At 63.4% G+C, this 17658-nt stretch carries 14 protein-coding genes and 2 pseudogenes; 9 read left to right on the plus strand and 7 right to left on the minus strand.

Annotation, left to right across the window (positions count from 1 at the left end; translation table 11 throughout):
• Positions 1–9: 9 nt before the first annotated feature.
• The 4 genes from ACFVJ3_RS25960 to ACFVJ3_RS25975 are packed head-to-tail and all read right to left on the minus strand — an operon-like array spanning position 10 to position 4437.
• A complete protein-coding gene (locus ACFVJ3_RS25960) occupies positions 10–837 on the minus strand; it encodes an enoyl-CoA hydratase/isomerase family protein (protein ID WP_378454779.1) in 828 nt (275 codons plus the stop codon).
• Complete coding sequence (locus ACFVJ3_RS25965; protein WP_378454780.1) at positions 834–2426, minus strand: AMP-binding protein; 1593 nt, start codon at positions 2424–2426, stop codon at positions 834–836. The genes ACFVJ3_RS25960 and ACFVJ3_RS25965 overlap by 4 nt, the downstream gene beginning before the upstream one ends.
• Before the next feature lie 2 nt (positions 2427–2428).
• Positions 2429–3001 carry an OsmC family protein gene (locus ACFVJ3_RS25970; RefSeq protein ID WP_128638790.1) on the minus strand — a complete coding sequence of 191 codons (573 nt, stop codon included), beginning with the start codon at positions 2999–3001 and terminating at the stop codon, positions 2429–2431.
• Between the two features lie 56 nt (positions 3002–3057).
• Positions 3058–4437, minus strand: coding sequence for an MFS transporter (locus ACFVJ3_RS25975; protein ID WP_378454781.1), 1380 nt, complete (start codon positions 4435–4437; stop codon positions 3058–3060).
• Positions 4438–4772: 335 nt separating this feature from the next.
• Between ACFVJ3_RS25975 and ACFVJ3_RS25980 the strand changes: the two genes are divergently transcribed.
• Positions 4773–5057 (plus strand): ArsR/SmtB family transcription factor, encoded by a 285-nt coding sequence (locus ACFVJ3_RS25980; RefSeq protein ID WP_378454782.1) that lies wholly within the window; start codon positions 4773–4775, stop codon positions 5055–5057.
• 7 nt (positions 5058–5064) lie between these two features.
• Entirely contained in the window at positions 5065–5502 is a 438-nt protein-coding gene (locus ACFVJ3_RS25985; RefSeq protein ID WP_378454783.1) for an OsmC family protein, read from the plus strand.
• Positions 5503–5515: 13 nt separating this feature from the next.
• Here the strand turns inward: ACFVJ3_RS25985 and ACFVJ3_RS25990 are convergent, their stop codons facing one another.
• Both ACFVJ3_RS25990 and ACFVJ3_RS25995 read right to left on the minus strand, forming a co-directional pair.
• Entirely contained in the window at positions 5516–6412 is an 897-nt protein-coding gene (locus tag ACFVJ3_RS25990) for a LysR family transcriptional regulator (protein WP_378454784.1), read from the minus strand.
• Positions 6413–7249: 837 nt separating this feature from the next.
• A pseudogene (locus ACFVJ3_RS25995) lies at positions 7250–7468 on the minus strand (WS/DGAT domain-containing protein); the annotation flags it as partial.
• A gap of 11 nt (positions 7469–7479) precedes the next feature.
• Here ACFVJ3_RS25995 and ACFVJ3_RS26000 point away from each other — a divergent pair.
• The 3 genes and pseudogenes from ACFVJ3_RS26000 to ACFVJ3_RS26010 all read left to right on the plus strand — a co-directional run.
• A pseudogene (locus ACFVJ3_RS26000) lies at positions 7480–7985 on the plus strand (transposase); the annotation flags it as partial.
• 84 nt (positions 7986–8069) lie between these two features.
• Positions 8070–8240, plus strand: a complete 171-nt coding sequence (locus ACFVJ3_RS26005; RefSeq protein ID WP_378454785.1) for a hypothetical protein — start codon at positions 8070–8072, stop codon at positions 8238–8240.
• A 1774-nt stretch (positions 8241–10014) separates the two neighbouring features.
• Positions 10015–10419: a histidine phosphatase family protein gene (locus ACFVJ3_RS26010; protein WP_378454786.1), complete on the plus strand. Its 405-nt coding sequence runs from the start codon at positions 10015–10017 to the stop codon at positions 10417–10419.
• 141 nt (positions 10420–10560) lie between these two features.
• Here the strand turns inward: ACFVJ3_RS26010 and ACFVJ3_RS26015 are convergent, their stop codons facing one another.
• Positions 10561–11340: a FadR/GntR family transcriptional regulator gene (locus ACFVJ3_RS26015; RefSeq protein WP_378454787.1), complete on the minus strand. Its 780-nt coding sequence runs from the start codon at positions 11338–11340 to the stop codon at positions 10561–10563.
• A gap of 606 nt (positions 11341–11946) precedes the next feature.
• On the opposite strand from ACFVJ3_RS26015, the gene ACFVJ3_RS26020 reads away from it, so the two are divergent.
• From ACFVJ3_RS26020 to ACFVJ3_RS26035, 4 genes are all read left to right on the plus strand, one after another.
• Positions 11947–13245, plus strand: coding sequence for an ABC transporter ATP-binding protein (locus ACFVJ3_RS26020; protein ID WP_378454788.1), 1299 nt, complete (start codon positions 11947–11949; stop codon positions 13243–13245).
• A 293-nt stretch (positions 13246–13538) separates the two neighbouring features.
• Positions 13539–14990: an ABC transporter permease gene (locus tag ACFVJ3_RS26025; protein WP_378454789.1), complete on the plus strand. Its 1452-nt coding sequence runs from the start codon at positions 13539–13541 to the stop codon at positions 14988–14990.
• Between the two features lie 49 nt (positions 14991–15039).
• A complete protein-coding gene (locus tag ACFVJ3_RS26030; protein ID WP_378454790.1) occupies positions 15040–16086 on the plus strand; it encodes an ABC transporter substrate-binding protein in 1047 nt (348 codons plus the stop codon).
• Between the two features lie 262 nt (positions 16087–16348).
• The gene (locus ACFVJ3_RS26035; RefSeq protein WP_378454791.1) at positions 16349–17656 is read left to right on the plus strand and encodes an acyl-CoA dehydrogenase family protein; all 1308 of its coding nucleotides are present in this window, start codon (positions 16349–16351) and stop codon (positions 17654–17656) included.
• The last annotated feature ends 2 nt before the right edge of the window (positions 17657–17658 follow it).

Consider the following 17658-nt stretch of genomic DNA (forward strand, 5'->3'; position numbering starts at 1 on the left):
CCGAGGTGACTACTGTTCGACGGCGCCGTACCGTTCGTCCCGCCATGCCAGGGCGGCTCCGAGTCCCTTGGATGCGACGAGCTTGGTGAACTCGGCGCGCTCGGGGGTATCGGCCGAGTTCAGCACCGCGGCAATATCGAGATTGGACTCGACCGCGCTGGTCAGCCCCATCGCGTCGTAGGCGCGGGTGATGGCCCGCTTGGTGTACCGGAGGATCGACAGGGGAGTGAGTGCGATCTTGCGGGCGAGGACGTCGACGGTCTTGTCCAGGTCGGCCTTGGCGACCACACGGTTGACCATCCCGAGCGTTGCGGCTCGTTCGGCGTCGATGATGTCGCCGGTGTAGAGCAGTTCGTTGGTTGCCTTCTGCCCGAGCAGGAACGGCATCAACAGCGTCACAGGCCCGGAGCCGAACCGGATCTCCGGCTCACCGAATTGGGCGTCGTCGGCGGCGATGATCAGATCGCAGGCCATCGCCAGTTCGCATCCTCCGGCCAGGCACCATCCGGAGACGGCGGCGATGACCGGTTTCTTCAGTCGCCACACCTGCATCGACAGCCCGATGTTGTTGGTCAGGCCGGCATGCCACTGTTCGGCGGTCGAGACACCCATCTCCACTTCCTGGGCGATGTCGTACCCGACGCTGAACGCCTTCTCCCCGCCCTGCAGAACGACAACCTTGATGGTCGGGTCGGCTTCGGCCGCGGTCAGTGCCTGCGACAGTTCCTGCATCAATTCGACCGACAGCGCGTTGAGCTTTTTCGGCCGGTTGATGGTCAGCCAGGCGACTTCTCCGCGGTGCTCGGTGCGGACGAGATCGTCGGTGGATGTGGTCATGCTATTGCCTCGCTTCGTAGTTCGATTTCGGAGGCCGACTGCGTCCGCAGACGGGCCTTGTCGACCTTGCCCACGGCGGTCCGGGGCAGTGCGTCGACGACGATGAACTGGTCGGGAATCCACCATCGGGGGAATCGCTCACCGATGTGCGCGCGGAGGGCGGCGTCGATGTCCTCGGTGGCGTTGTCGGCGACCACGATGTAGGCGAGCGGGCGCTCGATCCAACGCGGATGTGCCATCGAGACGATGGCGGCCGACGACACGGCCGGATGGGTGCACAGGTACTGCTCGAGTTCGGCGGTGGCGATCCACTCGCCCCCGGACTTGATCAGGTCTTTCTCCCGGTCGTGGAGCCGCAATCGGCCCTGCTGGTCGATCGAGGCGATGTCGCCGGTGTCGAACCAGTTTGTGCTGCCGTCCCGTACTCCCACGATGAACGGCCCTCGTACATGCAGCTTGCCCATGGTCGGCTCGGAGCCGTCCTGGGCGAACCCGCCAGTGTCGACTCGTAGCTCCACCAGGGGAATGGGGACTCCGGCCGAGGTCGTGGGTTCGAGGCGTTCGTAGGTGCTGCACGCCATGGTCTCGGTCATGCCCCATGCCGTGCTGACGGTGGCGCCGAGAACGGTCGCCACCGCGTCCACGACGGGCTGCGGGACGGCACTGCCACCACTGAAGACTTCCCGCAGACGGTTCGGCCGCGGTGCGTGCCCGGCAGCGACGGCCGCGCATACGTCGTGCCAGATGGTCGGGACCGCGGCGGCGGCGGTGACGGACTCCTCGGCGAGGATCGTGGCCACGCGGTCGGCAGTGAGGTCACCGCCGCAGAGGACGAGCGACGCTCCGGTCAGCGCGCAGGTCAGGGGCAGCCCCCATCCGTTCACGTGGAAGAACGGTGCCAGTGGTAAGACCCGGTCGGTGCTGTGCAGCCCCGAGGCGGCGGTGGTGGCCTGGCTGAGGGTGTGCAGCATGGCTGCGCGGTGGCTGACCGCGTAACTCTTTGGCCGCCCAGTTGTTCCGCTGGTATGGAACAGGTACGCGGTGGTGTTCTCATCGTCCACCGCAGCCGGCGTCGACAGGGTCGCGCCTGCCTCGATCAGGTCGCGGTAGCGGACGATCGTGTCCGCGTGCTCGGTCCAGTCGCGGTCGCCGACGACGATCAGGGGTACCCCGGCCTGGCGCAGTACGCCCAGGACCGATCGGACGTTCCGACCCAGGACCGGGTGGTCGACCATCTCCCCGTCGACCACCACGGCGGCCGGTCGGGGAGACATGGCCTGGTCGATGAGGAGCTCAGCGCTCAGGCGTGCGTTGAGGCTGTTGACGGCGGCGCCGAGCAGGGGCACGCCGAGCAGGACCTCGAAGTGCTCGAGAGTGTTGAACGCGAGTACCGCGACCGTGTGCCCTGGCCCGATGCCCAGCTGTGCGTGGGCACCGGCAGCCAAGCGCTGCGCTCGTGCCGCCACATCGGGGAAGGGCCATCGTGTGGTCGCCGACCCGGTGGCCTCTCCTGCGATGCTCACGATCTCCGACTGCGGATGAATGTTGCTCATTCGCCACAGCAGATGGTCGACGGTCAGGGGAAACATGGCTACTTCACCAGGGTGGTGACGACCTGCACCGGGTTGGCGAGGGTATCCCGAATCGGGGAGCGCTTCTGCACGGCGTCGGTCAGTTCCTGCAGCTGCTCGGTCGAGGCGTTCGGGGACTCGGCGTGCACGCTAATCCTGATCTCCTGGGCGCCGGGGCGGACGCTGTCGTCGAGGTTGAGGAAGCCCTGGAGATCGAAATCTGTCTGCATCTCCAGTCGCAGCGAGGACAGTTCAATGCCCCGCACGGCCGCGTTGGTGGCGTAGGTGACCGCGTAGCAGCCGGCGAGCGCCTGGAGCACGTACTCGGCGGGGCTGGCAGCCTTGTCCGTGCCCAGCAAAGCCGCCGGCTCGTCGGACTCGAGGACGTACGACGCCTCCCGGCTGCTCACCAGCTCACCGTTCTGGTGAAGCTCGCCCGTGGTCGAACGCTGATGGCAGCCGTCGAGCCACTCGGATCCGAGTGAGAACGTCACCTGGGCGAGTGCGGGAGTTTCGCGGACCGCGTCGATCGTCGCGTGAAGGGCCTGCTTGTCGACGCCGTTGATGGTGGTGGCTGAGGAGGTGCTGGTCATGAGGTGCTGCCTTTCGTTTCGTGTGAGCGTGCGCGGGGCGTCGATGGACGCTTCCGCTAGGCGTTTGAGGGAGCAGGGGAGTCGTGGTTGTCGACCGCAGCAGTTCTTTTCGGTGAACTGTGGGGATCGAGATCGATGTCCTTCTTGTTGGTCTCCGGTGCGAGGTAGGCGCAGACCGCGGTGATGACGCTGAGGACGGTGAAGTATCCGACCACCAGCCACGGGCTTCCGTTTCCGACTGCGAGCAGTGTTGTTGCGATCAGAGGTGAGAAGCCGCCAGCGAACACCGAGCCGATTTGATAGCCGACTGATGCGCCGCTGTATCGCACTCCGGTGGAGAACATTTCGGAGAAGAAGGCAGCTTGCGGGCCGTACATCGCGTCGTGGAAGAAGTTCAATCCGATCACCATGGCGAGGGTGATCAGGACCGGGTTCCCGGTGTCGGCCAGGAGGAAGAACGGGCCGATGAACAGTGCGCTGGTGATCGCGCCGAACAGATATAGGGGGCGTCGGCCGAGCTTGTCGGACAGTGCTGCCCAGATGGGTACGGAAACAAGGCCGATGGCCGACGCGATGAGGACGGAGTTCAAGCCGACGCTGGTCGCTGTGCCCACACTCCGGGCGATGTAGGCGATGCCGAACACTGTGTATAGGTAGTAGATCGCGTTCTGTGACAGTCGCATTCCGGTTGTCAGGTACACCGCACGTCGTTCGTTGCGGAACAGCTCGACTACGGGCCTTTCGGCGATGGTGTCGTTCTTCTTCATGTCGGCGAACTTTTCGGGTTCCGACAATCCGATGCGGATCAGTAGGCCGACGAAGACGAGCAGGCCGCTGATGAGGAAGGGGATGCGCCAGCCCCAGGCGAGGAAGGTTGACTCGTCGAGAACGGTGCGAGCGATGCTGAACGCTCCGACGGCGAGCAGCATGCCGGCCGAGACGCCGATCTGGGTGAAGCTCCCGTAGAAGCCGCGGCGGTTCGCGGGTGCGGACTCCACGGACATCAGTGCTGCGCCGCCCCATTCGCCGCCGACGCCGAATCCCTGTGCGAGACGGAGAACGAGCAGCAGGATCGGTGCCCAGATGCCGATCGAGGAGTGGGTGGGAAGGACGCCGATGAGGGTGGTGCTGGCTCCCATGATCAGCAGCGACGCCACCAGCATCGCCTTACGTCCCACCCTGTCGCCGATGTGGCCGGCGACGACCCCGCCGATGGGGCGGGCGAGGAAGCCCACCGCGTAGGTACCGAACGCTGCGATGAGTCCGATCGCGGGGCTGACGTCCGGGAAGAAGAGGGGGCTGAATACCAGGGCTGCGGCGGTGCCGTACAGGAAGAAGTCGTACCACTCGATCGTGGTGCCGACGAAACTTCCCAGTGCGACCATGCGGGGCGAGTTGGGCTTATTTGCGCCCGACGGCGCTGTCGGTGAGCTCATGGTCGGGGTCTCCTCTCGGGAGGGGGTCGCCGTGCGGAGTCGGGACCAAGAGGGATGTGGGGGCATGTACTTGGGGTAGCCGCCGGTGCGGCCAGGGAGTTGGGATCGGAAGCGGTGAAAGGCGTGCTGTGATGCATAGCCCGACTCCTCTTTGGTGTGGCTCAAGTCTCAGCTGAAGGTGAACGAACGGCAATGACCAATGTCGAGCAAGGCTGTGCAAATCTGCAGAACGCAGGTCAGAGCCGGTTTTCGCGGTTTCCCCCGGGTGGAGGGTGTCGCCAGCTATAGTTGGAATGTTGGCCATTTGTAGAAGTATCGAAGGATTAGGAGGGCCCGTGCTTCATGCCACACCGACTCTCGACGAGCAGGTTGACATCCTGAAAGCGCTGGCGGACCCCGTGCGGTTGGATCTCCTCCGGCGCATCGCCGCCGTCGACGAGATGGCGTGCACCGACTTGGTCGATGAATCCCATGTCTCCGCCTCGACCGTCTCGTACCACGTCAAGACACTGAGAACCGCCGGGCTGGTACAGGTCCGCAAAGAGGGGCGCAACTTCCACTACACCTACCGGCCCGAGACGGCCCGTGCATTGGCGGCCGCGCTGAACGGCCTGGGCTGATCGGGCCATGTACGTATCCACCGTCCGTGGACGAGGAACCGGCGTTTATCACGTAGCACACGGTGCCGACCTCGCGCGGCCGCTCCGGTTCGACGGCCACCCGGCGTTCGGCGGTAGCGACCGGGCACTCGGGCCCTTCGAGCACCTCCTAGGCGCACTCGGCGCCTGCTGCCAGATCACAGCCGACATCGTCGCCCGATCGCGCCGGATAAAGCTGGGCGAGATGCACACCGAAATCGAGACGAGCTTCGACAACTCCATTCTCGTGTTCGGCGTAGCCGGCACCTCGAAATTCGACACCCTCGATATCGACATAACGGTCGACACGTCGCTGAGTAACGCAGAACTCGAGGAGTTGGGGCGGGAAGTGGAACGCCGCTGCCCCATCATCCAGCTGTTCGTCGCAAGTGGTGTGCGGGTGCGTAGTTCGTGGAAACCGCTGTGAATCGGCGAGAATTCTAGCGGGCAGCGAACAGTCCGCCCGGCTGCTCCGCCACCAGTTTCTCGATGTGCTCGGCCATCACGCGTACCCGCGCCAGGCGCACGAGATCGCGAGGAATCGACATCCAATAGCTGCTCTCGATCCTCGCAGTGATCGACGTGAGCCGTTGCAAGCGAGGATTGCGGTCGGCGATGAACGAAGGGAGCAACGCGATGCCGAGATCCGCTTCCGCAGCCTGAATGAACCCCGCGATGTTGTTCGTCTGAATCCGCGCTTTCGCGTTCGGCAGCACCTCGTACAGCAGGTTGAACGTCGAGTGGTCCAAGGCGGTGTCGACATACCAGATCAGAACCTGGTTGTAGAGATCTTCGACCCGCTCCACCGGAGAATGCGACGCCAGGTAGTTGCTGGAAGCGTAGAAGCCCAGCGTGTAGTTGGCCAGCTTCTGCACCGTTACAGCGCGCGCCTGCGGCCGCTCAATGGTGACGGCCAGATCGAACTCGCGGGGCGTAAGCGAGGCGTGCCTGTTCGCTGTCACAACTTCCATGGTGAGATCTGGATGCTGACGCTGGAGCTCGACGAGACCCGGGAGCAGCAGATATGCCCCGAATCCGTCAGGCGCGATCACCCGGACATGACCGGTCAGCGACGAATCCCGAGACAAACAGTCTTCCTGTGCGACGCGCATCGCCGACTCGATGGTCTCGGCGTGGGCCAACAGCCGCAGACCAGCGTCGGTCAGCGTCCATCCGTCCGAAGTGCGATCGAACAGGCGGTTCTCGACCGCGCGCTCGAGGCGTGTGATGTGGCGGCTGACCGTCGTGTGATTGATCTGAAGGTGTCTAGCTGCCTCGGTCAACCGACCTCGGCGCGCAACCTCCAGAAACAGCCTGAGGTCATCGGCGGAGAACATAATGGCACTCTAATCACCACCTTCTCGCCCGCTCACCCCGCCATATAGTTTCGGCGTGTTTCACGTGCCCGCGGATCTGCGCTTCCCACGGATCCTTCATCCGCCGACGACATGGCGCCGAATGCGGCCGGTCGGGTGGTGCCGGGTGCCGAAGGATGTCCGTCATGCATCCACGACCACCGCGCGCAGCTCGTGTGGGGTCGATCGCCGGTCAAAGGGGATCGACCGCGGCGACCCCACCGCGGAATGGGATCGCAGGAGCCGGTACGGTCGCGCGCTGCTCCGCTGGTAGACCAGCCGCGCCGCTGCGTCACCGCAACCCACGGGCGATGGCGGCTCCCCGGGCAACAATGGAGCATAGGCGACTGGTGGCAGGCGCCACGGACCGCAAATCATGCCACCTGTGTGCCCCCGGGGAAGACGGTTTCTTCTGTTTCGCCGCACGAGTGCCGATTTGAGCTCGTTCACAACGGGTTGCAACCCGGCCGCCTGCAGTTGCGCTTCTCGCACTGGAGAAATAGTAGGCTCCGCGAGAGGCCGGAATTTCGAGAGCTTTTCGGACGATCAGGGGCCGACGAGGAGTGGATCAATCGAGCTCTTCCTGCAACACAGGGGTAGGGCGGCGGTACGAGCCGCCGCCGATCCGCTGGACCAGCCGGGCAACGCCGGACGAGTCACCGCTGTCGCTAGTCCCGAAATGGCGTAGCAGCGTTACCGAGCCACAATACCGAGGGGCGTCGGCGGGCTATTCGTGAGTGTCGAAAATTGTTATTGAGTAGCGTATTTCGGTCATCACCGTCACCGCGGGGCCGTCGATCACGGCGGCCGAGGGGTGGCTTACAGGCCGACTGCCTGTTCGAATGCGTCGAGTTCGATGTCGAGGTGGTCGAGCATCGGGTGCAGGTTCGGGACGGTCCGCCGGCAGCCGGTCAACCCGAATACGAGTTGGTCGTCGCTGCTGGTGCAGGTGATGTTCAGGGCTTGTCCGGTGACCGGGATCGACAGGGGGTAGAGGGAGTCGAGGCGGGCGCCGTTCCAGTACAGCGGGGTGTCGGGCCTGATCCTGCGACCGCAGGGGTCTGTTGTGGCGGTGCGCGGCGACCGAACTCGTCCCGGAAGGTGACCTGGACTCGGCCACCATCGCGGTCGCGGGTCGATCTGTCCCCGGCCGCGCTCGGCGCCGCCGCCATCACCGCCGAAACCCTGTGGGGCTGTTGTCGGATAACCGGCGCTGGACCTACGACGACCGAGGCCGCGGGATCAAACTGGCCCACCTGCAGACCGAGGGGGCAGATGCTGCACAGTAAGGCGGCCCGGTTGCCGCAACTGGCCGCCACCGCCGAATCCGCGGTCCGCGACCAGCTGGAGGAGAAGATCGCCGTCCTTGACGCCCATGGCACCGCGGTGTGCGTCAAGAGGAGGGAACGCCTTCCACTTCGCCCGCCAGGTCACCGACTCCGCCGCCGCCGCGCAGGTGATTGCGGTCGAGGATCTCACCACCCGCGTGGCCCGCGGGCATGGTCGGGTCAACAACAGTCGGGCCGCGCAGTCCGCCCGCCGACACCGACCTACGGGAAGTGGCCAAGGTGGACGGGTTTGATGACGGGGCCGGCCCGGCAGCTCCGCCAACAGCACCGCATGCAACAAGATCGACTACGTGTTTCTCTCACCCGCATTGTTCGACCGCGCTACCGGCGAGGCGTTCTTCCGCAAGGGTGTGTGGGGTGGGAGGAACGGTACGTTGTTCGAGCACTTCCCAACCCTGACCTCCCTGTTCCATGCGGCTTCCGATCACGCCGCGATCTACGCCGACATCGACATCAGCTGACCGCGTGAACTGCTGTAGAACGGCGCGGCGCAAACGGACTGGCACTCGCAGATCACGACATGCGACGAGCAGGCATCTCAGCGCGTGGTTCACCGGAGCGCCGCGCCGCCCGCAGGGCTTCGGCTGCGGTGCTGTCCAGCTCTGTAGGCATCGTGATTTCGGCCCTGACCAACCGATCGCCCGCACTTCGAGTGCTTGGCCGTCTACCGCAAAATGACTCGTCGCGGGCGATCGGCGTGACGGCCGCATGGCGAAGTTCGACGCCGCGGAGGCCGTAGGTGCCGCCGTTGAGGTCGATGAGCGTGGAATGGAGGAAGGGGCGTTCCATGTCGATACTCTTTGGTGGGCGCGCTGACGCCGTGGGGATATCCGTAGCGGCAGCCGACGACGCCTCCGACGCCGTGCAGGTCGGAGGCGAGTTCGACGCTGGGACCGCGTGCGTGAACGAATAGGTACTTGGCAGTGCAATTGAGTGCGTCGGTGATCGATCGGGAGTTGCGAACGGCAATTGCCAGCGGGGCCAAGCAGGCCGAGATCCTGTCCCAGCGCCACCCGCAACTCTGAATCGGAGCAGTCCAGTTTCCGGGCCGCGAGTTCGAAGCATCACGGCCATCGCTGTGTCCCTGACCGGAAGTTCATCGATGTTGGTATCGACTGGGAGGTTCACGAATTGGTGGCATGAGTGATGCACGGTGCATCACTCGTAGGTGCACGAACAGTTGAGATCTGGGATGCGAACGATTGTAATGACACCGGCGGGAGCTGCACTCTAATCAAACGGCTTAGTGTGTAAGCAATACGGTCCGGCCATTGTTCCACTTCAAAGTGGATGTGTCGGTTGTACAAGCCGCGAGCGGAGGTGGATTGTCTGCAGTCCGGGTTCCGCCGGAGACAGAGTTACGACGCGATGCCGCCTCAATCTGGGGCGTTCGGGTCGATGGGCGAGGTTGCGAATGACTGGGCACGCCTTTTGTCCTTGAACAGGACGGGATGGCCTCGGCTTCGGCTCGCCCGTTAGGTAGGGTCGACCACTGAACCCCCGCGGGCGCTGCGCCCGAGCGTTCTTGTGGGCCGCGGTTGCGTTCTGCCGGTCCTGGTCGGTTGGTGGCCCGTCGGAGGTCTCAGGTGGTGGCACACCGAGTCGGATGGTGACTTGGTCCCATGACATGCACTCGGCGAGATCGGCAGTCACGGCGCGGGCAAGGAAGTCGTCGATCTGCCCGCCCGTTGGGGCGACACCGATGTCGGCGGATCCGTTCCCGGGCTCCGCCATCTGGGTAAATGATCGTCGTTTGACTTCCGTTGTGGCTCAGTACGAATTGCGTTCGCCATCAATCGGGTGGGCGCACGACTGCGCGCCGTTCCGGTACCCGTCATTTTCGTTTGGGCGCGCCGCGAGGAGGTCGACCCGTCGGGATGGTCTCTGCGGTCCTGCTCACCCTGCGCCCGCGTGCGATCCGGGGATGCTGGGCGTGGCGATGTTGCTCGCCAACGAGATCTCGAGACGGTGCTGGCGGTGGCGGTCGTGTCGCGGACATCGAGGTGTCGGCCGACTGGGTTCAGCGTGCGGGCGCAACCTGCCGCGCTCGATCAGATGACCGGGGACCACAACGGATCCCGTGGTGGTGAAATGTGTGACGAACGACCAAACGTCGACGGTGATCACCTGACGCCGGCCAACCACACCGAATGGCTCGGGTGGCCGAGAGGGTGCGAATGTTCGTCCTGGTCCGTCACGCGCACGCGGGCGAGAAGAAGAGCTGGCACGGCCCCGATGCCGACCGCACACCCGCTGAGCACCCTCGGGTACTGGCAGGCACGCGGCCTCGTCGCCGCGCTGGATAGCATCGAACTGCGGGCCCTGTTCGTCGGTCCCAGCGCCCGCTGCCGTCAGACGCTGCTGGCGCTGGCCGCGGCGCGGGGGCTGCGCATCGACGATCATCACCCTCTGCTGGCGGCGGGCGCACCGACCCGATCAACTGCTCGCGGTGCTGGAGGTGCTGGAGGTGCCGGAGGTCGACGGGGCCGTCTTCTGTACCCGTGGAAGTCTTCGATGCCCTGGCGCGGGTTGTCCGAACCTGTTGCCTTCTGGAATCGAACTCGGCAGCGTCGGTGCCCTCGGAGTGACGGTCATTGGTACGCCACCGTGGCGGGTTGCGTGGTGTCAGGTCGCGTATAAGAGCCGCGGGGCCCTGTCTGGCACAACCGATCTGTCGATTCACGTGGTGGAGAGTTGGTCGTCGTGTTTCCCAAACTGTTTCACTTCCGCGTGCACGGCTGCCTGCGCGCCGACGTCACACGCCGACCGCTGATGCTGCGGTCACCACCACTCGACAATGTCACTGAGGATGTGCGGGTAGTTCTCTTCGCAGAAGTCCCTGTAGAACTCGACATGCTCTCGCACCAGCCTTTCGGCTTCTCGTCCGTCGTGTTGTTCGACCGCTTCGGTGATGCGTTTGTGGGAGTTCTCGACTTCGTGTCGTTCGTCTTCCGGCAGCATGACGGATTCGACGCGAACAGACCAGATATCTCTGAGCGCGCGAGCGGTCAAGGCCAGTATGGGATTTCCGCTCACCGAGTAGAGGACGGCGTGGAAGTCCGAGTTGGTACTCGCAAACTTGTCGGGATCGGTTCGCGAGACCTGCAGCGAACTCTCCAGCGCGGCACGCAGCGCGTTGCCGGCTTCGGGGCCTGGCCGAGCCGCAGCCTGCGCGGCCAAGATCGGCTCGAGTGCGGCGCGGGCGTTGATGAGGTCTCTCAGTGTGGCGCCTATGGACTGGAAGTGCAGGGTGGACATGCTTCCGTAGCCGCGTCCGTCGGTGGAGCCGACGATGGGTCCGCCGCCGCTGCCGGTGCGGATGGAGATGAGACCGTTGATCTCCAGGATGCGCATTGCTTCGCGGACGGAGGCTTTGCCGACGTTGAAGCGCTCGCACATGGCGGTCTCGGCCGGCAGCTGGGTGCCAGGGGCGAGTTTTTTGTCGGCGATGTCGTGCAGTACTTGTCGTGCTATCAGCTCCGAGAGTTTCTCGGAGCGAAGTTCGCCTCGCCTGCGTGTTCCTGGCCTCGTGCTGTTCACTGCACCCCCACGCTTCTCCACATATGGATTCTACCCCGCTATGCGAATAATACGAACATTAGTTTCGAACTCGCCCGCGGGCTCGGCGATGGGAGGTCGCCGGACTAGTCACGATACGAGAAGGCTGCTGTTCGAGGCTGCAATCGAGAACTCAGGTAACGAGATTGTTGCCAGTCGGCGACGTGAAGGGCTTCCCTGGCTGCCGTAGGGGCCGGCGTGGCATCGACTGCTCGTCTGCCTGTATCGCACAGGCATGTGGTGACGGTACTTCCGGGACCGGCCCATTGCGGCGGGCATTGACCAAGCGAACTATTCGAACTATTCTCACCGAAAGTGTGAGTCAGTTCACAGCGGTCATGCGGGCAGTCGACGTCAGAACAGGCCAGCGGCTGGCTGACGGATTGCACTTCTGTTTCGTCCGAGGAAGGCACGCAAATGTATGAACCGAGGACTTCGCGCTACGCCGCACCCGAGTCGGCATTGATGCGGACGCCGACTCTGTCCATGCGAGCCTCAGGTGTGAGTGGGCGGTCGGTTCCGCGCGCGACCGTGGGGGGAGCGGTGCTCGCATGCTCGGGCGCGTGATCGGCGATGCGGAGTCGGCCAGCGCCTCCCCGCCAGCTGCACATGGGTACTTCGGCACCAATCCCTCACTATGTCCTGGATGTGCGCATCTGCGGGCATTCGGGGGACTTTGCTTCTTTCATCTCTCGGGACTCGCCGCCAAATGATGGGCGAATTCTATTGCATCCACGGAGGAGTCAGATGAGTGTTTTAGGCACGCGTACAAGGCCGGTTGAAACCGGAGTCGGCACTCCCACAGGCGGGGAGGTGGAAGTCATCGGATTGCGTATGGACTACGTCGACAGCAGGGGGCACGAGTTCACCGCCCTCTCCGATGTTGATCTCCGCATCCCTTCTGGAGAGTTCTGGGTGTTGTTGGGTCCCAGTGGTTGTGGAAAAACGACGCTGCTGCGGTGCTTGGCGGGGTTGGAGAAGCCTACCGAGGGCACCGTGAAAATCGGTTCTGCGGTTGCCGTCCAAGACGGGCGTGTCCTGCTCGAGGCGCAGGAGCGACCCGTCGGGATGGTCTTTCAAAGTTACGCGTTGTGGCCCCATATGACGGTGTTCCAGAACATCGCGTACCCGTTGACGGTCGGTCCGCGCTCCGCGCGACCGAAGCGTGCATATGTGGAAAGTCGTGTGGTGGCCGTCATGGAGGCGATGCAGATCGGTCATCTCCGAGATCGGAAGATCGGTGAACTCTCCGGCGGGCAGCAGCAGCGGGTGGCACTCGCGCGGGCCGTGGTTGCCGGGAACAAGGTGGTGCTGTTCGACGAGCCGCTGTCGAATATCGACGCCAAGGTACGGGAGCAGCTCCGCGCCGAATTAAAGTCCATGCAAAAGGAATTCGGGTTCACAGCGGTCTACGTGACTCACGACCAAGCCGAAGCGATGGATCTCGCCGACAAGATCGTCGTCCTCGATCATGGCGAGATCGTCCAGATCGGTGACGCCCGCGACATCTACTATCGCCCGAAGTCGCGCCACGTGGCGGAGTTCATCGGTACCAGCAATCTGATCTCGGGAACAATTGAAGTCGAGAGCGATGGCGGAGCGGAGCGACGCAAGGTTGCGTCCACCGTGGTCGGGAAGATCGCTACCGACGTGGGCAAGCCCCACGACGAGGTCATCGTGTCCGTTCGGGCTCACGACTGGTGGTTGACCCCCGAAACCCCCTCGTCCACTACCGGGCTGCTGGGGCAAATCACGTCCGCGACCCTGCTCGGACACTACAGCGACTATGTCGTCGAACTCGACGGGGTGTCTGTGCACGTGTGGTCCGAAGACATGCCGTGGGCGACAGTGGGAACGAACGTCCGCATCGGGTTCGACCAGTCCAAGGCGCAGGTGTTCGTCAAATGAGCACATCCCTCCTCGAGCGCCCATCGCCGGACCCGGTAGTCGAACCGAACCGTCGCAGAGCGCCGGCCGTGTTCTCGTTCCGAGGGCTGTGCTGGGCTGTCGCGGCCGTAGTGGCCTTTCTGATTCTGTATCCCTTGGCGCGCACCCTTCTGGGACTGCTGGGCGTCGGATCGGAAGCTTCCCAGTGGGGGGCGATGTGGTCCACGTTCTGGCAGCCGCACACCTTGACAATGACGGTCAACACCGTGGTCGCTGTCGGAGTCGCCGGCATCTTTGCTCTTGCGGCCGGGGCTTTGTTCGCCTGGGTGAATGAGAGAACAGATGCGCGGCTCGGATTCGCCGCGAAATCCTTACCCCTGATCCCGATGTTCATCCCGTCGATCGCCGCTGCGGTGGGCTGGGTATTCCTGGCATCGAGCAATGCCGGACTGTTGAATGTGCTCATCCGAGATGCGTTGGGCCTGGTCGGCGTCGATATGACCGAGGGCCCGCTCAATATCCACTCGTGGCCAGGTTTGATATTCGCATATTTCTTGTTCTTGACGCCGTACGCGTATCTGACTATCAGCAGTGGCCTGCAGTCACTCGATCCTGCTCTGGAAGAGGCGTCACGCTCGTCGGGTGCGGGGGCGTTCACAACATTCAGGCGGGTGACGCTTCCCAGTCTGCGTCCCTCGCTGGGCGCGAGCGTCCTGTTGATTGCGACAATGGGATTCGCCTTGTTCTCGATCCCGCTCGTAATCGGCACTCCTGCAGGCATCGATGTTCTGCCAGTGGAGATCGTTCACATGGTGGCCCAGGAGTATCCGAGCAACAAGGCTGGTGCTCTCGGCCTCAGCTTGGTCATCGTGGCGGTGGTATCTCTATGCTGGTTGCTCCAGAGGCGATTGGTGCGTTCGGGTAACTATGCGACGATCTCCGGGAGGGGTGCGCGTTCGGCGGCACTACAACTCGGCCGCTGGCGACTTCCGGTCCGTATCGCGATGTTGGGCTTCATGGCGCTGACTGCGGTACTTCCGCTGGCCGGCCTCGTTGCAGTCTCGCTCCAGCGGTACTGGACGGCCGACTTCTCCTTCGCAGACCTCACCCTCGCCAATTATCAGTCGCTGTTCGAAAACACACTGGTATGGGGCGGATTGAAAAACAGCGTGCTGTTGGCCCTGGCGGGAGCCACAGTCGCGATCGTTGCCGGTGCGCTCATCACAATGGCCGTCGAGTCGCGACGATCGAAGCTCACGCAAGTGCTCGACGGGGTCGTCAAGATTCCGGCCACGCTCACCCACATCATCCTCGCGGTAGCGTTCGTGGTTGCGTTTGCGGGTGCGCCGTTCTACTTGATCGGCACCTACGCGATCCTGCTGCTGGCTTACATCGTCCTGTACATCCCCCAGGCGGCCTTCTACTCGTCTGCGGCATATCACCAGGTGGGGCGTCAATTGGCGGAAGCCTCCGCGACGTCCGGTGCAGCAGGTGGGACCACATTCCGACGTGTGCTTCTGCCGTTGATGGCGCCGAGCCTGATCGCTGGATGGTCGCTTCTGTTCGTTCTGATCACCGGGGATATCACAGCATCATCGATGCTGGCCGGAACCCACACTCCAGTAGTCGGATTCGTCATCCTCGACCTGTGGACCAGTGGCACCTACCCGCGGTTGGCCGCGCTGGGTGTGCTCATGACGGTCGTTGCCAGCTCGGTTGTTCTGGCGGTCATGTGGATGCGCGACAGGATTCGGTTGGTCAAGTAGGCGGGCCCATCGCTCGTCCTCGCTCCATATATCTGAAAAGGAAGAACTCATGCATCTGTCTGTGAGAACGAAAGCGTGCGCGGTGTTCGCCGTCGGCGCACTGACACTGGCGGCCTGCGGAGGTGGCGAATCGGAAACTCGAGGCGTCATCCCGACACCCGACGCCGGCCTGCCCGAATCCAGCATCTTGGCTGCAGCTCAGGCTGAAGGGACCGTGGTGTGGTACACCCCCATTCCCGAGTTCGCCATCGGCGACGTGCTGGTCGGCTTCGAAAAGGCCTACGGAATCAAGGTCGACGTCGTACGGTTCCCCGGAAACACCCTCATCCAGCGCTACAACGCCGAGCGAGAAGCAGGAAAGGTAGTCGCGGACGTTCTCCACGTTCCCGAGACCGCTTTCTTCGACGATGCGAAAGACAAGGGCTGGTTCGCCGATCTCAACGAGTCGGAGGTTCCTGCGTTGGCGCAGTGGCCCGACGAATTCATCCCGGACAACCACTACGTCATGGTCAACACGCAGCCGATCGGAATCACTGTCAACACAGACGAATTCGATCCAGCGAAGGTGACGTCGTGGGATTCGCTGCTCGACGAGCGGGCGGCGAACCGGTTTGCGATGGTCGACCCGACGAACAATCCGTACTACCTGGCGTGGCTACGGATGCTCGAGGACAACTACGGAACAGGGTTCCTGAAGTCCATTGCTCAGCAGTCTCCCACGCGGCTCGACAGTGCGGTTCCCGCGGCTCAGCAGGTTGCCGCGCAAGAGTCTGTGCTGATGGCGCCGGCTGCATTGTCCGGCTCGCTTGCTCTGCAGAACGAGGGCGCACCGGTTGCGACTGTCTATCCGGAACCGACGGTGGGCATCGAAGGTTACGTCGCTGCTTCGGCCGACGGCCCGCATCCCAACGCAGCCAAGCTCTTCGTCAACTATCTGCTGACCCGTGCGGGGCAGGAGGTTCTCAACAGGGGATATGCGGCATCTCCGTTGCCGGACATTCCTGACTCCGTTCCGATGCCCGAGGGTTACACGCGGGCCGATACTGCCTCTGCAATCGCAGACAAGAGCCGCCTGCTGGGCTTGATCGGTCTGTAGTCCACGTCTCTCGCGTGGCGTGGCGACCACCGTTCGACCGGCCTCTCTTTTGTGAACGACGGTGAACGGTGGTCGTCTGTGTCTGGGCGCCGGATGACTTCGTGAGACCGAAGCATAAGCCACCCTTGATTATTCGAACTATGCGAACTATTCTACTGTTACAGTGAATGTTCGCTTCGCGTACGGCCGCTCGATTCGCGTCGGCGATACACCACCTTCACGAGAATCCGCACCTCTCCCCATTCCGAGGAGCTTGATAAGTATGTGGGATTTCGAAACGGACCCAGAATTCCAGCAGAAGCTCGACTGGGCCGACGAATTCATGACCAACGAAGTCGAACCGTTACAGTACGTCATCAAGCACCCACTCGACTTGACCGATCCTGTTCGGCAGGAGTTGATCTCCCCGCTGCAGGAGGAGGTGCGCCGACAGGGATTGTGGGCGTGCCACTTGGGTCCGGAGCTGGGTGGACCCGGGTACGGCCAGCTGAAGCTTGCACTCCTGAACGAGATACTCGGTCGCAGTGGCCCAGGGCCGACGGTCGGCCCGATCGTGTTCGGTACCGCCGCGCCCGACACGGGCAACGCTGAGATCCTCGCGCACTACGGCACTTCGGAGCAAAAGGACCGTTATCTGAAGCCACTGATCGACGGCACGACGTTCTCGGCCTTCTCGATGACCGAGCCGCAGGGTGGATCCGACCCGAAGGTGTTCACCACCACCGCTGTCGAGGACGACGATTCGTGGGTCATTAGCGGTGAGAAGTGGTTCTCCTCGAACGCGCGCTGGGCAGAGATCCTTCTCGTGCTTGCGGTGACCGAACCTAAGGCTCACATCTCGAAGCGGATGTCGATGTTCGTCGTGCCGGTGAACACTCCGGGTGTCGAGTTCGTACGCCATGTCCAGGTCGCGGGCTGGGTCGAGGGCGACGGTGGCGGCGACCACAGTTACATCCGATACAACAATGTTCGGGTACCGAAGGATGCTCTGCTCGGTGACCGTGGGCAGGGCTTTGCCGTCGCTCAGACCCGGCTCGGCGGCGGTCGCGTCCATCACGCGATGCGCAGCGTCGGCCACATGAAGCTGGCCCTGGACATGATGTGCGAGCGGGCACTGTCCCGGTTCACACAGGGCGAACAGCTCGCGCAGAAACAGCTTGTGCAGCAGATGATCGCGGAGGCGTGGATGGAGATCGAGCAGTTCCGACTCCTCGTGCTCCAGACCGCGTGGAAGATCGACCGTTACAACGACTACAACAAAGTCCGGATGGATATCTCGGCTGTGAAAGTCGTTGCCTCCAAGGTGCTATCCGACGTCGCAACTAAGGCACTTCAGATCCACGGCTCACTGGGCCTGTCGGAAGAGATGCCATTTGTCAGCATGCTCATCAACGGCCTCCACGTGGGCCTCGCCGACGGCCCCAGCGAGATCCACACCCTGGGGGTCGCGAAGCAACTCCTCACGCAGTATAAGCCGACCGACGGAGTCTTTCCGACCCAGCACATTCCCACCCTGACGGAACAGGCGCGCAAGAAGTACGCGTCCACCCTCGTGAAGCACGGGAGATGACG

Origin of the sequence: Rhodococcus sp. NPDC127593, from assembly GCF_042671975.1 — a bacterium.
Taxonomy (GTDB): Bacteria; Actinomycetota; Actinomycetes; order Mycobacteriales; family Mycobacteriaceae; genus Rhodococcus_F.